Below are 17,506 nucleotides of genomic sequence, written 5' to 3'. Positions count from 1 at the left end.
GTGGAGGTTTTTTTGTTTTAAAAGAGACTCTTATCTTCCTACAAGTTTTAAACAACAAAACTTTTCACGAAGGATCATAACAAAGAAGCAGCTTGCTTAATGGTAAAAACAATATCATAAGAGGAATGGTAGGGATAGTAAGGGAATCTGCCCACTTGCAGAAGTGGCTAAAGGTAGTTTGATAAGGAGTTGCAGGCAGTTGGGTAAGGGGCTATGGGGGGTTAGGTAAGGGGGGTAATGCCCTTGGTGAAGGGGGTGTCGGGACTTGTATAACGGGGTATAGATACTTAGTGAGGGGCTTTAGCCCCTTATGCAAGTAGGTGGAGACGGTTAGAGAAGTGGATAAAGAGGGTTTGGAAGGGGGTATAGCCTTTGCCTCAGTGTTGGTTGTTCATAATAATTAGCAATTCAATTGCAATAAATAACAGCTGTAAATTAAGGTTACTTATCAACTTAGCAGTATATTTTTCAACTTGTCCGCTAAGATTCACATGTGAATAACTTCATTATTTTTTCTCTCCTGCCAGACAGTTGTCACAAACCCGGCTTATCTTTGTTATATGAAATCAAACTCGCCTGTTTATTTAAATTGATCAGCATTGCATCAAATAATGGGGCAGTCTTCACCGATACATCCGCTGATTTTTTATCTTAGCAGACCAAAACGGGATTGATAGTAAAGAACCTTTAGAAAATTTTTAACCAATACAGAAAATATACTGAAATGAGTTATTGTGCAGCCATAGAAGGAATGAAGCCTGAAAGCAGGAGAGAACTTCATAAAAATTACCACGACAATCACTACGGATTTCCGATTCATGATGATAATGAGTTGTTCGGAAGACTGGTCATGGAAATCAATCAGGCAGGATTAAGCTGGGAAACGATCTTGAAGAAAGAAGAAAGTTTCAGGAAAGCATACGACAATTTTGATATTCAAAAAGTGGCGGCTTACACAGAAGAAGACCGCGAAAGATTATTAAGTGATCCCGGAATTATTCGAAATAAATTAAAGGTAAACGCAGCCATCGAAAACGCAAAAACCATTATCGAGCTGCAAAAAGAATTCGGCTCATTTGAAAAGTGGCTTGAGCATCACCATCCTAAAGATTTGCAGGAATGGATGAAATTATTCAAAAAAACGTTCAAATTCACAGGCGGTGAAATTGTCAATGAATTTCTAATGAGCATTGGTTATCTGAAAGGCGCACACTCGGAAAATTGTGCTGTTTACAAAAATGTTTTGAAACAAAACCCCATGTGGAAAAGTGAATAAATAATATATTAAGATGCTTCGACAAGCTCAGCATGACATCGCTAAAAAAGACTGTTAATTAATTAGTTAGTATTAGAAATGTCATGCTGAGCTTGTCGAATCATCTAATAATCTTAATCACTAAATTTATCCTTAATGATTTAATTTTTAATATCTTATTTCAAACTTCTCACCGAAACATCAGGTTTTTCACCCTGCGGAACAATAAAAATAGCATCATCGGTGATGACATCTCCTGCGTCAAAATAATAGCTTCCCGTTACAGGAATTACGCTATTCGTAAACTTCCCTGATTTGTCGTAAGCAGAATAAGTGACGTTGATGATCTGGGCTTTCATTTTCAGCTGAATCTTTTTGGAAGTCAGTTTTGCACCGGTTGCGTTGATGCAGTCTAATTCTACAAGTCCGATATTGCTGACGATCTGAGGGTACGATGATAATCTGATATTATATGATTTATCCGAGGTATTTTTTACGGAAGCCGAAACTTTATAACGGTCAAACTGTTTCCCGCCCACCTGAAAACTTTCTTTATTCGTGATATTGAACGTGACATTCATTCCGCCGACATCTAGAGATTGTCCGTCTGATATTTTTTGAGCTTTTACAAAAGCCCCGAAACCGATAAATACAAATGTGAATAGTAAAAGAATTGAGTTTTTCATAGTTTATTATTTTGTTGAATAAAGTTACGAAAAAGATTATACGTATTTATTGTTTGGATCGAACTATGTTTTCGGTTTTGTCATATAATCTTCGTTAAACTTTTGTAAGTCTATAGCTTCATCTTCAAAATATTCTTTAAACTTATTTGAAAGCTTTTCATCTTTGAACTTCACAATTGTATAGGCACTGTCAAAAGCTACAATTTCAACATAAGATTCCGGAATTAGAAATTGATTATTTTTCCAGGCATTCAAATCCTCAGCAGATAAATTTGAAATTGAATTTGTATTTAATTGAAGATTTTTAGGAGTGGCAGAAATTATACCCCAAATAATTTGAGTTTCAGATTGATATAGTTTTTCAAACTGTTCTTTGTTTAAGATAAAATAATCATGGTTGAAATCAATGTGAATATCGTTATCGTCGGACATAAAATCTAAATCCGTCAAAACCCAATTATATTCAAAAAGATCTTTCCAAATTGGCTTTAAAACTTCAGTAAGATTGGTGTGAAACTTAATTCTTTTTGTATTTCTGATGATCCAATTCATGATGTTAATCTGTTAAATATTTTCTTATAACATTACTGTCAATATTAAAAGGAACTTCTTGGTATTTCCATCCATTTTTAGGAATTTTTAATCCTGTATAATCTTCGGGAACGGGATATAATGCAAGAGTTTGTACGTTTTTAGGTTTTAAAGAATCATAAATGATCAAAAATTTATCACCTTTTCTATATGAAAAACCTGTTGTCTCGTTATAGACTTTGTTATTGATTTTATAACTATAATCGGTGCCAACACCGTTATTATTTTTTTGATGCCAATCGGTAGTGGCTATGGCGATAGTATATTTAGGTCTTGTGAGCATTTTTCCAATCCAAATTTTCTCATTTATGAAACCGGAAATTATAAATAATACTATTAAAATTGCTAAAATGATATAAAAATTCTTAGTTAGATATTTTATAATTTGTGAAAATTTATTCATTACTTCTATTTAAACCTATTTAATTTTTCAAATTCCTTTTACCCCACTGTCGGCGTATCCTCCTCATTCAAAATCTTTTTCTCTTTCATAGAGACCATCATTCTTTCGCATTTATATTTTTCCCAGTCGAAATTATTGAGGAAATCGAGGGCGGCTACAAAGCCTCGGTTGAAAAGCTCTTCTTTTTCCTCTTTTTTCATGAAGAAATTCAACCAGTTGCTGGTTCCGCAATTTACGGTCTGGATGCTGAAAAGATGGTAAAAAGTATGTTTTGTAAGGAATGATTTATCATTAAAACCTTTTAAAGTGCTGATGATATTTCCTGCGAAAGTTAAGGGTGATTTTAAAATTTCTTGGCTCGTTTTTCCTTTTTCGGAGAGAATATCGGAGTCGCTGGTCAACTGTACGCCAAATAACGGCATTCTCGGATAAAAAATATCGATAGAATGGAAGAGGTCGATCGGGAAATTGGAAATGCTGCCGCCATCGATAAAAACGCCGACAGGATTGATGTTTTCCTGCTTGGTATTCATCCAGAATTTCCAGGCGTATTTTACGGAATCATCCTCTTTATTGATCTGTTTCTGGAAAGGCTCAAAAAAGAAAGGAACAGACATCGAAGCGCGCACAAATTCAGCCGGGCTGATGTGTTTCAGCTCTTCTTCAGACCAGTATAAATTGGCCATTGTGGGCAGTTCAACCTTTATTTTGGCATTAATATCAGTCGTAATAACAACGTATTCGGACTGTAATTTGTAGAAAGGGTCTTTTTTATAATATTCATTGTTTACGGCACTTTCGTAGAAAATTTTATATCGTACCTCATCAATATGATCTTTATTATTCACTCTGATTTCTTCGATGCTGTTTAAGGCAATGGCGTAATATTCCATGCCGTTTCCGTAGCGGTAATTGAGGTTGAGGTTTTTCCCGGATTGTACGAATTTCTCGTTAAGTCCGGCGACCGTTGTTATCCCAAAACCCTCAAGGACATTTTTCATCTGATTCAAAAAAGTATTTCCCGGATTAAGTCCTGAATTGGCTTTTTTCAAGTCTTTATATAATTTTCTGAAATAAAAAAACGCAATAATAAGAGGAATAATAGGAACCAGAAAAAACAGCTTGGCCTGTAAGGTGGTCTCAGACTTAATAAAAAACGGTGCGAGAACAAGGATTCCCATGATTACTGCTGCAATAATTGCATTGATCCTGATGAAATTCTTATTGTTTAATATCGAATGAATGGTCGTTTTTACGTAAGATTTTCCATCCATGAAATCGGCAAAATTCCAGTTGAAGAGAATATCTTTAATAAGCTCACTTTTAGCTTCTTCTTTGGTTTTACAGGCCGCGATAAGCATGGTGTTAATGGCTCCCGCGCTCGTTCCGGCAACTTTTAAAAAACGGATCCCGAAAATTTCGAGTCCGTAAAGATATCCGACCAGTGCGCTGCCCCAGACTCCGCCACCTTCCTGCACAAACTCTACATATTGGTTTCCGTGCGCATCCAGAAGATCGGAAAACTCTTTAGACGAAATATTTTCATGCAAAGCAGCAAGCTTTTCCTTCGATTCTTTGGAAAGGACATTTTCCTCCAGAATTTTGTTGAGAGTTTCGGTTTTCATGATTCAGTTTGGTGTTTTTGCTGTAATAAATTTACAACAGTTTGGATATTAGTTTTTATGTTTTAAAAATAATTAATATTACATTTAAAACTCTGGGTATTTTTACTGTTTTTTTACCATTGTTTTCTTCTTGCGTAAATGAAAGTGCAGATTACGATTAAAGCCATTAACCCTAAAGTGAAAAAATAGCCGTTTTTATGATGCAGCTCAGGCATATTGTCGAAATTCATTCCGTACACGCCGGCAATAAATGTGATGGGTAAAAAGTACACCGAATAAATGGCCAGAACTTTCATCACCTGATTGGCTTTTTGATCAGAAAGGGCCAGAAACATTGAAATAAGGTTGGTGATCTGAATATTTAAATGATCAAAATCTGCTACAACATCTTTATGCTTATCCTTTAAATCTACCACCTCGGAATCCTGTAATCCCAATAATTTAAACTTATCGATCGCATCTGTAGAAATCGTCAGAACCCTGGAATTTAATCCTGCTTTTCTCTTTAATTTATATAATCTTTTAATCTGAGTGGTGTGATTGGTGTTTTTAAGGAAAATTTCATTTTCAATATTATCCATTGTTTCCATGAGGCTTATGGATTCATCATCAAAGCTTTTCATGATTAATAAGCTGATCATTAGGGCTATTTTTTCTGAAGTTGTCTCACCCTCGGCGCAGGAAAGCTGCTTTTTTGTCTGGGCAATACTTTTGGTTTTCATCCTGTGAATGGTGATTATGGTATTGTCAATGAGAAAAATCCCGATTTTTGTGCTGATGTCACTTATTGTATTCAGGTTTTTCCTTTCCAATTCCGTGCTTTCGCGGAGCAGGAAAAATTTTACGTTTCCGTCTTCTTCATATTTTGGTAAGTGATTGGGATCCAGCGTGTCTTCAAGCAGGAGGTTATTGATTTCGTATCTTTCATGAAGGAATTTCAGATCTTCTTCTGTAGGAGCTTCTACATCAATCCATTCGCAATGCGAATCTCTGTATATTGTATCAATTGGCATAAAGTAAAAATACTAATATTTTGAAATACTATGTGTTAAATAAGTCTATCTTTGCCAAAATTAAAAAAACTATATGATTAAAAGTACAATAAAAGGAATCGGATTTCATGTTCCGGAAAACATTGTTACGAATGATGATTTAGCTAAATTAATGACTACCAATGACGAATGGATCACGGAAAGAACGGGTATCAAAGAAAGACGACACAGAAAAAACAGGAATGATTCTCAGGAAACCACAGCTTATTTAGGTTTCAAAGCTTCAGAAAAAGCGCTTGAAAAAGCGGGTATGACTGCAAAAGATATCGATTATATTGTTTTTGCCACGCTGTCTCCGGATTATTATTTTCCCGGATGCGGGGTTCAGCTTCAGGATATGTTGGGTTGCGATACGATCGGTGCTTTGGATGTAAGAAACCAGTGTTCGGGGTTTGTGTATGCGATGAGCGTTGCCAATGCATTCATTAAATCAGGGACTTATAAAAATATTTTGGTTGTAGGAGCAGAAATTCATTCTTTCGGATTAGATTTTTCTGATGAAGGAAGAGGGGTTTCCGTTATTTTCGGGGACGGAGCGGGAGCGATTGTTCTTTGCGCAACTGAAGATGAAAATGCAGGCGATATTTTAGCGGTAAATATGCATTCAGAAGGTAAATATGCCGATGAATTGTGCACACAGTTCCCGGGTTCTAAATACGGATGGAGTGACAGGATGAGAAAAGAGCCTGAAAATGTGACGAATAAAGAAGTTTATCCGATCATGAACGGGAATTTTGTTTTCAAGCATGCCGTAACAAGATTTCCTGAGACGATGATGGAAGCTTTAAATAAAGCCGGGAAAAAGATTGAAGATCTCGATATGTTTATCCCGCATCAGGCGAATTTGAGAATTGCTCAGTTTGTTCAGCAGAAATTCGGGCTGCCGGATGAAAAAATCCATAATAATATCCAGAAGTATGGAAATACAACGGCTGCTTCTATTCCGATTGCTTTAAATGAAGCAATTGAGCTGGGTAAAATAAAAAGAGGAGATTTGGTTCTTCTTTCAGCATTCGGAAGCGGTTTTACCTGGGGAAGTGTATTGTTTGAATATTAATCAAAAATAAATAAATATAAAACCGCGGATTTTCTGCGGTTTTTTTGTTTTTATGCATATTTTTTATGCATTTCTTACTTGCGTTATATAATATTCATAAATATTGGAGTTAATTTAAACCTGTTTTTATGCCGGTATTATAAATAATTAGTCGGAATAGTGATATAACAGGCATTCCAGGCTATACGTATTCAATAATACTTTTTAGATGAGAATTTATTAGTGAATTAATGATTATTGTTGATAATTTTAGTTTTATTTCTAAAATCTAAATCTTTTTTTATGTAAAATCTAAATTTTGTGAATTAAATTTAATTAATTGTACTTCAGTTATTTAAATAAAAATGGTATACGGATGGTATACCATTTTTTTTGAATTTAAAATAATTTTCTATCTCTTTGCCGAAGAAAATTTTTAAACACTAATTTTTAAAAACAGATAGATGAAAAAAAAATCTTTAACAATTTTATTATTTGCCATTGCCACTACATGTATACAGGCACAAGTTGGAATTAATACTGCATCTCCAAAATCAACACTTGATGTGGCAGCTAAAAATGCTACCGGAGCTACTACTAATGTAGACGGGCTTTTGATTCCGAGAGTAGACAGACAAAGAGCTCAAAGCATGACGGGAGTTCCTGCTTCTACATTGATATATGTAAACAGTATCACAACAGGAGCTGCTGCCGGTACAGCTATAAACATCGATGCCCCGGGATATTATTATTTTGATGAAACAAATGTGTGGACAAAATTAAAAACATCCGCAGCGGCCGATATTAATATTTATAAAGACAATGGGACTCTGACAAGCAATAGAACGGTAAGCCAGGTGGATAAAACGCTTGCATTTACAGGAACGGCTACCAATGCATTTTCGGTAGATGGGAATACTTTGTCTGTCGATGCTGCTAATAACCGAGTGGGGATAGGCACTGCCCAACCTACATCTCAATTGCATACTACAGGAACTGTAAGATTTGAAAACTACCCGGACTATAGTTTACTGGCCACAAATGCGAATGGAGAGCTTATTGAGGGGAATGTTAATTTTGATGATCTGGGAATCCCCAGACCCGCTGTTTTCGAGCTGTCGACAAATATTACTAACTTTCTTAATGGTGTGCCGGAAGGAGGTAAACAAAATGTTCCCATGGCATTAGTGGCAAATTATACAGGAGCTAACGGGATTACTTTTAATGCGTCTACAAACCAAATTACATATCAGCCGGGTTTATACCAGATAAGCTTTGTTTATGAAGCAAAGCACGATAGTCCCGGATGTACAATTTCTTCACATATTGTAGATTTTCCGGGTGTCGTATTTAATGGTCTTGATGATAATCCTGGAAGAGTGCATTCCACAGCTGCTCATATCGAAGGTATTAATTCATATTATGGTGGCACTGTTACATATACAGTAAAATTAACAACTCCAAAAGTATGGAGGATTGCCCTTGGAAGAGGTGCATCCGGAAATTGTACTGGTACGGGAAATACGCTATTTAAAAAATCAACCCAATTATCAATACTTAGAATAGGTAACTAATTAAAACGACAGTTATCTCATTATGAGTTGAATCTTGTTTTCAGGCATGAAATAACAAATGTTTTGCTTGAATAATAATACAAAGATTAACCAATATAAACCGCGGATCTTTTGCGGTTTTTTGCATGAAAATCACTTACTGTTTTAAAATCTAAAGCCTGAAATGATAATTTGGCGTGTTATTTATCATATGAAAATGGTATTAATAAAATATTGTTTTTATTATTAATAAACTAATTGATTGTTATTACTACATTATTTATAATTCAATTATTGTAAAATAAAATTAATCGATTGTTTTCCAGTTATTTATGCGAAAGTGGTATATAAATGGTATACCTCTTTTTTTGAGCTTGATGTAATTTTTCATCTATTTAATGAAGAAATTTTAATGACAAATTATTAATCCAAAATAGATGAAAAAACAGATTTTAAGCATTTTATTATTAACTACTACTACAATATTAATAAAGTCTCAGGTGGGTATTAATAATTTAACACCGCAGGCAACATTAGACATCACCGCTAAAAATGGCGCAGAACCGGACGGGCTTTTGGTTCCGAGAATCGATAGGTTAAGAGCCCAAAATATGGCAGGAGTCCAAAATTCTACCTTAATATTCGTCAATAATGTTTCTAATGGAACGCAAACAGGACAGGCTGCAAATATAGATATAACGGGATATTATTATTATGATACTGCTACTACTGCATGGGTGAAGCTAAATCCTGTAGCTGCTCCTCCAGCAAGTGTCAATATTTATAATGCCGACGGTACACTTACCGGAAACAGGGTGGTAACTCAAAATGCAAATACATTAACGTTTAATGCAACCTCTACCAATGCTTTTTCTGTAGACGGGAATACGTTTTCTGTTGATGCCGCTAATAACAGAATAGGAATGGGAACAGCAGCTCCCGCCGGTAAACTTGATGTTATTATGGATAATTTAGGAGGAGGCGCGGGAAATGATATGTACTTTACGGGGTTTGGTAGTTCTGCTTATCCTGCTTTTTTCCTCGGCAGCGCAAGGGGAACAGTGGCCGCACCTGCTAATTTATCAAGTGGTGATATAGTAGGGGCCTATTATTTTAATCCAAGATTTAACAATACTTCTTCTTATACAAATGCCGGGATGGTATCCGTTTACAAAGGAGATGGTACAACGGCGCTATCGGATCTTACCTTGCGTGCTTCGGGCGCAGACAGGGTTCATATCAATGAAATTGGAAATGTAGGTATAGGAACTTTAAGCCCAAATGCAAAACTAGAAGTGAATTCCGGAACGGCCAATACTTCCGGCATAAGAATGACAAATCTTACTTCTGCTTCACCTACAAGCACAGGACAAATATTAGGAGTAGATGCGAGTGGTAATGTAATTACTTTAGCTCCTGCTGCAGCCCCCGCAAGTGTCAATATATACAATGCTGACGGTACACTTACCGGAAACCGGGTGGTAACTCAAAACGGAAATACTTTAGCTTTTAATGCCACATCGACTAATGCGTTTTCTGTAGATGGCTCTACGTTTTCTGTAGATGCTGTAAATGACAGAATAGGAATTGGTACCACTGCGCCTATGGCAAAATTAGATATGGTAGGAACAACTTTTGGTATGAAAAATTCTTCTGGAAGCGGGAGCTGGGATAATCTTTGGTTTAATGTTGGGCCGTCTGTTCCTTCTATCAATGCATCGGGGGCAGACTCAGGTTTACAGTTTAATGTGGGTGCTAATGCTGTCGGGACTTATGGTGACGGGCAGACCTTAACAACGGTAGCTACCATGTTACCCAATGGAAATATGGGAATAGGCACTACAACTCCTGCGGCAAAATTACATACCGTAAGTTCGACGCCCTATGCAGCGTTCCAGATGCAGGATGGCAGCCAGGGTACAAATAAAGTTCTTGTAAGTGATGCTAACGGTGGTGCTACATGGCAAAAAAATACAGGTAATATTCCGGTTGTATTTGCAGCAATTAGCGCTACCGGATATACGGGTACTAATACCGGTGTTCAGGATTTAGGTACAAATATTACACTGCCTCCCGGGAAATGGATTGTTAACACTAATGTATTATTGAAATGTCAGACTGCTCTAAACGTAAGCCAGGCAATCTGGGTAAAGCTTACGTGGTCCGCCACAGCCGGTGGATCTGCTTCCGGTGATATTGCCGGTGGGCCGTTTGCTTCCGGAGCATTAACTGGGCCTTCGGATTATGGAATGGCCACAGGAAACATTGTTATCAATAATACTTCAGGCGCTAATAAAACATATTATTTATCACAGAATAATCATATAAATTACGGAACTACCTGCAGTTTTGATAAGTTGGGCTCTAGTGCCTGAAGCGAGAATAATATTGTTGCTTTTCCGGCCAATTAAATAAATAATTGATTAAAAAAAGAGCCATCATTTATGACGGCTCTTTTTTTATTTTCTAAATGAAAGTAGAATTTTCTTTTTCTTTTTATGTTGCATTTCAAGCATTCAAACATATATTGAATCCACTTCAATTTACAGATTTATATAAGTGAAATAGGGTAATGAATTATTGTAAATGACTGTAATTTAGGTATTTAATTGAAAATAGTATATGGATGGTATATCCTTTTTTTTGAGATTGGCATGATTTTCCTTTCCTTTGTCTCAAAATCTAAACACAACATTAATGAAAAACAAAATAACAGCTTATAGACTTCTATGTCTTTACTAGCTTTTTACAGATACTTACTTTAAGGATGTTATTACATCCAATATCCATTTAATTATTTTACAGATTTATCAATAGAACTTGTTAAGTTAATTAGAACTGATGTGGCAATTAGCATTATAATGTCATATCCTCAGAATGGACTATTAAATAAAATATATTAAAAACACTATAAATGAAAAAAATTATTTTACTAACTCTTCTGAGTGGCTTTATCTATGCCCAAACCGGAAGTGTAGGCATAGGAACTGTTTCACCCGACCCATCTGCCATTCTTGATATAAAAGCTACTAATAAAGGTATGCTTCTCCCAGTAGTTTCGCTTACCTCAGCTACTGATCTGACAACAGTTGCCAATCCTAAAACGGGATTTATTATCTATAATAAGGCTATCTCCGGAGTAGGTACAAACGTTGTTGATAAAGGCCTGTATGCTTTTAATGGAACAATTTGGGAAAAAATGTGGACCAAAGACAACGTGAAAACAGAGATCGAGAAAATTCCTTTTATTACTCCGGTTTTTGCAGCAAGTAATATGGCCACTGCCGGATCTTTTGCAGCCGGATCTATTAGTAATATTACCTTTAATACACTATATAAAGACTTTCCGACAGGGGTACAGGGACCAGCGGGAGGGTACACAGGATATATGATTCAAAAAGCGGGAGGCTACGTAATTTCTTATACAGTTGATATCAGAAATGCATCAGGAGATACAAATACTGGAACGATTATCTATGTTCAAAAGAACGGTACAACGGCTTGTTCATATGGGACTGAAAAAAATTATCAGTTTGGAGGCGTATCAAGCACCTGTACTTTGAATCTTGCTGCTGGAGATGTGATCAGTTTCAGGGCACAATCTTCTAATGCATCATACAATATAGTAAATCCTAATGTTTCAATTTCAAAAATATCTAATAATTAATCATGAAATTTAAAATAATAATCACATTGCTTCTTATATTTCTGGCAATAAAAGCAAATGCTCAAGTTGTCATAGGTTCCAAAAATACATCACCTGCGGCTATTCTAAAGTTAGATGCCGGTAATAAGGCATTAAGAATACCCAATCTATCTGTAACCAATAGAGTGAGTACAATTGCTCCTATCGCATCTCCCGCTACTGGGGTTATGCTTTACAATACCAATACCAATATCAATACTGATATCGCTAAAGGAGTGACATATTGGGGAAGTGATAATAGCTATCATTCTGAAGCTTCTTATTCAGCTACGGAGGCTATTATCTCTTCATCGAATATTCCATTGCTGGTATTTAGTGCGGCTATAGGACAAAAACCTAATGTGCCTGTGGGATATACTGCTGGGGGGCCTTTTACAAACCTTTCATTAACAGGACCGGAAATATTATTCGATAAATATGCTGCGTGGAATCCGGCAGGCAATCAATATAAAATACCTGCTAGCGGAGTTTATATGGTGGAATATATTTCAGAAATGTCTAATGCAGCTAATATGGGAGGAACACCGAGTTTAAGAATTTCTAACAGTACAACAAATACTAATATAATTACCGGATATGGAAGATTTATTCCGTTAGCAAACAGGATGTACACGACTTTAATAATTACTCAAAATTTATTATCTACTGATGTTTTAATTTTTAAATACATCTATACAGACAATAATTACCGAATGGAAAAAGGAACTCTTAATATTTATAAATATTAATAAATCATGAAAATACAATTTATATATTTACCATTATTATTTCTCGGCATTTTTATGAAGGCTCAGGTGGGAATAGGCACTAACAGTCCGGATGCTAATACTGTCTTAGATCTATACAGTACCAGTAAGGGATTACTTATTCCGAGAGTTCAGCTTACCGGAATTAATGATACAGCGACAATTCCTGTGACATCTTCTGCATCTTCTCCGGAGCAGGGCACGGTTGTTTACAATTTATCAAATGCAGGAACCTCGCCGTCTAATGTTTTTAAAGATACTTTCTACATATGGACAGGCACGCAATGGGAAGGTATAGCCGACCTTACTGATGTACGAACGGAAATTGGCATCAGAAATACAACTCATATGTTATTTACAGGAAATTCTGCCACAGTATCAACAGCTTACACACCATCAGCATATTCTGCCTGGACCAATATGGATTTCTCAACAGAAAGGTTGGATATTGGGAATATTCATGCTGGGGGTACCTTTACAATTCCGACGACCGGATTATATTCTTTTTTTGGGATCGTAGCATTAGAGGTGTCAACTAATTCTGGTAATGTTAAATCATTTGGAGCCCGTATTATTAATGCAAATACATCTAAAGTTTTGGCAACTTCATACTATGGGACAGTAAATGGGGGAGATGAAGGTGATATGCCCCTATATTGGATGGGAACGCTTACTGCGGGAACACAAATTCAAATACAATACAGGATGAGAGATGTGGTGTCCAGCACAGTATCTACTGTTCCAACATCTAATATCACTGTGAGAAAACACTTTTAGGATATTCTAAATCGACATATAAATAAACAATCTTCAAAACAAAACGCATCATTTAGATGCGTTTTGTTGTTTTATATTTAAAGGCTTTTCAATAATTTTTCGGTGTCAGAAGAATCCTGCCCTGTGGCTTTTGCCAGCTCGATTGACTTTTCAGCCCACATTTTAGCGTTCTTTTTGTCACCTATCTTGTTGTAAAGATTAGCTAAAGTATCTGTATTCGCATAATTCTGATCTTTTTTTACAGATTCCTGAGCCCATTTTACAGCAGTTTCAAGAGAAGATTTTGTATTCACATTTTCAAAGAAATTCCATGCTAATGAATTAAGTTCTTCAGAAGTTGCGGCAGATGTATCTTTATTAAGGTCTAAGCTCAATTTCTCATAGGTTGCAATATCCTTATTTTTTAAAGCTCTGGAAGATTTTGCTCTTTTTAATATTTTTTCAGCTTCATCTTTGGATAAGAATTTTTGAGTTTCCGTTAAAAAATAATTGTCATCCCAAGTTTTTGTATCTGCATTATAGGCTTTTTTAGCGATAGAATTCAACTTAATATTTTTATCGAATTTCTCATACTTATCTTCAGGGAAGATTTTAATAATTTCTGCTTTTCTATCCTTAAATATTTGATATGACGGGCTTTCTGTGCTCTGAGTACCGGTAAGCAACATTTGTATATCTTCCTGATCCAGGCTTGGTTTTGATTTAAAATAACGTTCCATAACTCTTCCTGCAAACGTAGGATCACTGTAAAGTGTAAGCCCTGCAAGATTTTTTAAGAATTCAGGATCTTTTTCGCCGTCTTCGAACTTTTGCTTTAATGTATTTAACCGCTTACTTGGATCTCCTGCATCTTTTGCAAACTGAATAAAGTCATTTTCCTCTGTATATCCCAATGTTCTGTGTACAATTTCGCCATTTCCGTCAACAAATAAATAAGTAGGAAAGGCTTTAACATTGTATTTTTTAGCCAGCTCAATACCTTCTCCTTTTTCCATGTCTATTTTTGCACTCACGAAATGTGAATTATAATAATCTCCAACGGTTTTTAACGGAAAAATATTCTTTACCATTAATTTACAAGGTCCGCACCACGAAGCATACGCATCAATAAATACCAGCTTATTCTCTTTTTTAGCTTTTGCTAAAACAGCAGCGAAATTGGTGTCTTCAAATTTAATTCCTTGTGCGAAAGCAACGGCTCCGACAAATAAGGAAAATAATATTGCTATTTTTTTCATAAAATACTTTTTACTGATGCAAATGTAATAATTATACAATTATAAGAATGCGGTAGTGTAAAATAGTTATACTAAATATCGTAAAAATTCTAAAAAATTCACTTACTGATAAATTGTTTAAATATATTATTGAATAAATTAACTGTAAGATTGTTCCATAAAAATAAAAACCGCAGAAATAATCTGCGGTTTTGTTTATTTTGTTTTTACGGTGTCCTTAATTTTTACAGTATCTGAAACTGTTGCCGTTGCATGTTCAGAATTAGCGACTGCGGAATCTCCCATTTCGTTTCTTAAAGCATTTTTATCGTGATCATTTTTAAATTCTTCCCGGTTTTCTTTATTCTGCGCGCAGCTTCCTAAAAATAATAAGCCTAAAACAGCTCCTATCCATAATTTTTTCATAGTAAATTTCTTTTAAATGTTTAGTAGTAATCAAATATAATGATTTAATTAAAAGATTAAAAGATTAAAAGATTAAAAGATTAAAAGATTAAAAGATTAAAAGATTAAAAGATTAAAAGATTAAAAGATTAAAAGATTAAAAGATTAAAAGATTAAAAGATTAAAAGATTAAAAGATTATTTATAAACAAAAAAATCCGCAGAGCTTTCATCTGCGGATTTTCCATTTTAAAGTTAGACTTTTTTATTTGGTTGCTGGAGATGCTGATGCTGAATCCTTTGTAATCTTGATGCTGTCAGGATTTGTTGTCGGAGAAGCTACTGTATCTGTTGTTGTTGCAGGTGGAGTGCTTTGTGCTGTTTCCGCTGCTGTAGAATCAGTATTGCTTGTTGACATTGAGGATTCTTTAGTTCCGCAACTCACGGCAAATGTTCCTAAAACTATTGCTGTTAAAAAAAACTTTTTCATAATATTTTATTTTGGTGTTTAATGGGTGTACTAGTAATTATTCAATAATTATTCCGAAATAGGTTTATAAATTATTAAAAAACAGATAAAATAGTTTAAATTATGTTAAAAAGTGTCACATTATAGGAATTAGGGCTTAAGGTAGGGTTTAGTTTAAATTTTATAACTTAAATTTTTATCATTTATCATTTATCACTTATCAATTATAATTTATAAAAAAGCCCCGAAACCGAAATTCCGAGGCGATATTTTATTAACGAACAATTACTTATTGCCCATTACTAATTACTCATTAACCCAAATATGGATATTTGTAATCTTTAGGAGAAACAAAAGTTTCTTTGATACTTCTTACAGACGTCCATCTCAGTAAGTTCATTTTAGAACCTGCTTTATCGTTTGTTCCTGAAGCTCTACCACCTCCGAAAGGCTGCTGGCCAACAACCGCGCCTGTAGGTTTATCATTGATATAGAAGTTTCCTGATGCATTTTCCAATGCTTTAAAAGCTTCATTCACAGCATAACGATCTTGTGCAAACACAGAACCAGTCAATGAATAAGGAGAAGAAGAGTCAACAACTTTCAACGTTTCTGCCCAGTCATTGTCTTCATAAACAAAAACAGATAAAATTGGTCCGAAAATCTCTTCAACCATACTTTCGTATTGAGGATTTGTCGTTTCGATCACTGTTGGATGTACAAACCATCCTTTAGAATCATCAGTTTTTCCACCGATTATTACGTTTGCTTCGCTTGATGCGTTGGCTCTGTCGATATAACCTTTGCATTTTTCGAAAGAATTTTTATCGATTACCGCATTCACAAAGTTGGAAGGATCTTCAGGAGAACCGATTTTTATTGAATTGATCTGAGTTTCCATTACTTTTTTTACATCAGCCCAAAGAGACTGAGGAATATAAGCTCTTGAAGCCGCAGAACATTTTTGTCCCTGATATTCGAAAGAACCTCTTACCAAAGCAGTTGCAACAGCTTCTACATTTGCAGACGGGTGAGCGATAACGAAATCTTTTCCACCAGTTTCACCGACAATTCTTGGATAAGTTCTGTAGTTGTGAATATTATCACCGATCATTTTCCACATTCCCTGGAAAACTTTTGTAGAACCTGTAAAGTGAAGTCCTGCAAAATCTCTGTGTGCCAAAACTTTCTCAGCAGTTTCTTTTCCGTCCGTGAAAATCATGTTGATAACCCCTGCAGGAAGACCAGCTTCCGTAAGAACATCCATGATCACTTTTGCAGAATAAACCTGCTTGTCAGAAGGCTTCCAAACTACTACATTTCCAAGCATTGCCATACAAGTCGGCAAGTTTCCTGAGATCGCTGTAAAGTTGAACGGAGTTACCGCAAAACAAAATCCTTCTAATGGTCTGTATTCAACTCTGTTCCAGATTCCTGAGTCGGAAACGGGTTGCTCAGAATACATTTCCGTCATAAATTCTACGTTGAATCTTAAGAAATCGATCAATTCACAAGCGGAATCAATTTCAGCCTGATGTACATTTTTAGATTGTCCGATCATTGTTGCTGCGTTGATCACATCTCTGTAAGGTCCCGCCAATAGATCAGCAGCTTTTAAGAAAATCGCTGCACGCTGTTCCCAACCTAGCTCATTCCATTCTTTTTTAGCAGCTAATGCAGCGTTGATGGCGTCATCTACGTGCTGCATTGTTCCTTTATGATAAAAACCGAAATCATGTGCATGATCCTGAGGCGACTGAAGCTGAACCGTATCACCAGTTTTTACTTCTTTACCATTGATAACCATAGGGATTTCTATTTTCTCAGCCCACATTTTTTTGTATTGAGCGATAAGGCTTTTAACTTCTGGAGAACCCGGAACATAAGAATTTACCGGCTCATTTATTGCAAATGGTACTTGCGAAATTGCTTTAGACATATTACGTTGTATTATTTTAAAATTTGCTAATGTTACAAATTTACAAC

Annotated in this window: 16 protein-coding genes; 7 read left to right on the top strand and 9 right to left on the bottom strand. The window is 35.5% G+C overall.

Features of this window, described 5'->3' with window-relative positions:
- Positions 1-724 precede the first annotated feature (724 nt).
- Positions 725-1,276: a DNA-3-methyladenine glycosylase I gene (locus BLT04_RS10285; RefSeq protein ID WP_089755725.1), complete on the top strand. Its 552-nt coding sequence runs from the start codon at positions 725-727 to the stop codon at positions 1,274-1,276.
- Between the two features lie 155 nt (positions 1,277-1,431).
- Here BLT04_RS10285 and BLT04_RS10280 read toward each other — a convergent pair whose 3' ends face one another.
- From BLT04_RS10280 to BLT04_RS10260, 5 genes are all read right to left on the bottom strand, one after another.
- Positions 1,432-1,941, bottom strand: coding sequence for a hypothetical protein (locus tag BLT04_RS10280; RefSeq protein ID WP_089755724.1), 510 nt, complete (start codon positions 1,939-1,941; stop codon positions 1,432-1,434).
- 63 nt (positions 1,942-2,004) lie between these two features.
- On the bottom strand, positions 2,005-2,493 hold the full coding sequence (locus tag BLT04_RS10275; protein ID WP_089755723.1) for a hypothetical protein: 489 nt from the start codon (positions 2,491-2,493) through the stop codon (positions 2,005-2,007).
- 4 nt (positions 2,494-2,497) lie between these two features.
- Positions 2,498-2,935: a hypothetical protein gene (locus BLT04_RS10270; protein ID WP_089755722.1), complete on the bottom strand. Its 438-nt coding sequence runs from the start codon at positions 2,933-2,935 to the stop codon at positions 2,498-2,500.
- Positions 2,936-2,973: 38 nt separating this feature from the next.
- The gene (locus tag BLT04_RS10265; RefSeq protein WP_089755721.1) at positions 2,974-4,560 is read right to left on the bottom strand and encodes a patatin-like phospholipase family protein; all 1,587 of its coding nucleotides are present in this window, start codon (positions 4,558-4,560) and stop codon (positions 2,974-2,976) included.
- A gap of 113 nt (positions 4,561-4,673) precedes the next feature.
- Positions 4,674-5,573, bottom strand: a complete 900-nt coding sequence (locus BLT04_RS10260) for a magnesium transporter CorA family protein (RefSeq protein ID WP_089755720.1) — start codon at positions 5,571-5,573, stop codon at positions 4,674-4,676.
- 73 nt (positions 5,574-5,646) lie between these two features.
- Here BLT04_RS10260 and BLT04_RS10255 point away from each other — a divergent pair, with 73 nt between their 5' ends.
- From BLT04_RS10255 to BLT04_RS10230, 6 genes are all read left to right on the top strand, one after another.
- Complete coding sequence (locus BLT04_RS10255; protein WP_089755719.1) at positions 5,647-6,669, top strand: 3-oxoacyl-ACP synthase III family protein; 1,023 nt, start codon at positions 5,647-5,649, stop codon at positions 6,667-6,669.
- A 443-nt stretch (positions 6,670-7,112) separates the two neighbouring features.
- Positions 7,113-8,222: a hypothetical protein gene (locus BLT04_RS10250; protein ID WP_089755718.1), complete on the top strand. Its 1,110-nt coding sequence runs from the start codon at positions 7,113-7,115 to the stop codon at positions 8,220-8,222.
- Between the two features lie 416 nt (positions 8,223-8,638).
- Positions 8,639-10,576 (top strand): hypothetical protein, encoded by a 1,938-nt coding sequence (locus BLT04_RS10245; RefSeq protein ID WP_089755717.1) that lies wholly within the window; start codon positions 8,639-8,641, stop codon positions 10,574-10,576.
- Between the two features lie 539 nt (positions 10,577-11,115).
- Positions 11,116-11,868, top strand: coding sequence for a hypothetical protein (locus BLT04_RS10240; RefSeq protein ID WP_089755716.1), 753 nt, complete (start codon positions 11,116-11,118; stop codon positions 11,866-11,868).
- 164 nt (positions 11,869-12,032) lie between these two features.
- Positions 12,033-12,635, top strand: a complete 603-nt coding sequence (locus BLT04_RS10235; protein ID WP_139166237.1) for a hypothetical protein — start codon at positions 12,033-12,035, stop codon at positions 12,633-12,635.
- 6 nt (positions 12,636-12,641) lie between these two features.
- Positions 12,642-13,430 (top strand): hypothetical protein, encoded by a 789-nt coding sequence (locus tag BLT04_RS10230; RefSeq protein WP_139166236.1) that lies wholly within the window; start codon positions 12,642-12,644, stop codon positions 13,428-13,430.
- Positions 13,431-13,507: 77 nt separating this feature from the next.
- Here BLT04_RS10230 and BLT04_RS10225 read toward each other — a convergent pair whose 3' ends face one another.
- The 4 genes from BLT04_RS10225 to pruA all read right to left on the bottom strand — a co-directional run bounded on the left by BLT04_RS10225 (position 13,508) and on the right by pruA (position 17,459).
- A complete protein-coding gene (locus tag BLT04_RS10225) occupies positions 13,508-14,668 on the bottom strand; it encodes a thioredoxin family protein (RefSeq protein WP_089755713.1) in 1,161 nt (386 codons plus the stop codon).
- Positions 14,669-14,863: 195 nt separating this feature from the next.
- Positions 14,864-15,073: a hypothetical protein gene (locus BLT04_RS10220; protein WP_089755712.1), complete on the bottom strand. Its 210-nt coding sequence runs from the start codon at positions 15,071-15,073 to the stop codon at positions 14,864-14,866.
- A 243-nt stretch (positions 15,074-15,316) separates the two neighbouring features.
- Positions 15,317-15,541, bottom strand: coding sequence for a cytochrome C551 (locus tag BLT04_RS10215; protein WP_089755711.1), 225 nt, complete (start codon positions 15,539-15,541; stop codon positions 15,317-15,319).
- Positions 15,542-15,833: 292 nt separating this feature from the next.
- A complete protein-coding gene (gene pruA, locus BLT04_RS10210) occupies positions 15,834-17,459 on the bottom strand; it encodes an L-glutamate gamma-semialdehyde dehydrogenase (RefSeq protein ID WP_089755710.1) in 1,626 nt (541 codons plus the stop codon).
- Between the last annotated feature and the right edge of the window lie 47 nt (positions 17,460-17,506).

The organism is Chryseobacterium soldanellicola (genome assembly GCF_900100115.1).
Taxonomy (GTDB): domain Bacteria; phylum Bacteroidota; class Bacteroidia; order Flavobacteriales; family Weeksellaceae; genus Chryseobacterium; species Chryseobacterium soldanellicola.
Note: the sequence above shows the minus strand (reverse complement) of the source record. Positions and strands in the feature narration are given on the sequence as shown.

What these genes read in the sequence shown, in the direction of transcription:
- BLT04_RS10255 (WP_089755719.1), top strand. Translation starts at nt 5,647, where the DNA reads ATGATTAAAAGTACAATAAAAGGAATCGGATTTCATGTTCCGGAAAAC.
- BLT04_RS10285 (WP_089755725.1), top strand. Translation starts at nt 725, where the DNA reads ATGAGTTATTGTGCAGCCATAGAAGGAATGAAGCCTGAAAGCAGGAGA.
- BLT04_RS10275 (WP_089755723.1), bottom strand. Translation starts at nt 2,493, where the DNA reads ATGAATTGGATCATCAGAAATACAAAAAGAATTAAGTTTCACACCAAT.
- BLT04_RS10265 (WP_089755721.1), bottom strand. Translation starts at nt 4,560, where the DNA reads ATGAAAACCGAAACTCTCAACAAAATTCTGGAGGAAAATGTCCTTTCC.
- BLT04_RS10245 (WP_089755717.1), top strand. Translation starts at nt 8,639, where the DNA reads ATGAAAAAACAGATTTTAAGCATTTTATTATTAACTACTACTACAATA.
- BLT04_RS10280 (WP_089755724.1), bottom strand. Translation starts at nt 1,941, where the DNA reads ATGAAAAACTCAATTCTTTTACTATTCACATTTGTATTTATCGGTTTC.
- BLT04_RS10260 (WP_089755720.1), bottom strand. Translation starts at nt 5,573, where the DNA reads ATGCCAATTGATACAATATACAGAGATTCGCATTGCGAATGGATTGAT.
- BLT04_RS10220 (WP_089755712.1), bottom strand. Translation starts at nt 15,073, where the DNA reads ATGAAAAAATTATGGATAGGAGCTGTTTTAGGCTTATTATTTTTAGGA.
- pruA (WP_089755710.1), bottom strand. Translation starts at nt 17,459, where the DNA reads ATGTCTAAAGCAATTTCGCAAGTACCATTTGCAATAAATGAGCCGGTA.
- BLT04_RS10215 (WP_089755711.1), bottom strand. Translation starts at nt 15,541, where the DNA reads ATGAAAAAGTTTTTTTTAACAGCAATAGTTTTAGGAACATTTGCCGTG.
- BLT04_RS10250 (WP_089755718.1), top strand. Translation starts at nt 7,113, where the DNA reads ATGAAAAAAAAATCTTTAACAATTTTATTATTTGCCATTGCCACTACA.
- BLT04_RS10230 (WP_139166236.1), top strand. Translation starts at nt 12,642, where the DNA reads ATGAAAATACAATTTATATATTTACCATTATTATTTCTCGGCATTTTT.
- BLT04_RS10240 (WP_089755716.1), top strand. Translation starts at nt 11,116, where the DNA reads ATGAAAAAAATTATTTTACTAACTCTTCTGAGTGGCTTTATCTATGCC.
- BLT04_RS10225 (WP_089755713.1), bottom strand. Translation starts at nt 14,668, where the DNA reads ATGAAAAAAATAGCAATATTATTTTCCTTATTTGTCGGAGCCGTTGCT.
- BLT04_RS10270 (WP_089755722.1), bottom strand. Translation starts at nt 2,935, where the DNA reads ATGAATAAATTTTCACAAATTATAAAATATCTAACTAAGAATTTTTAT.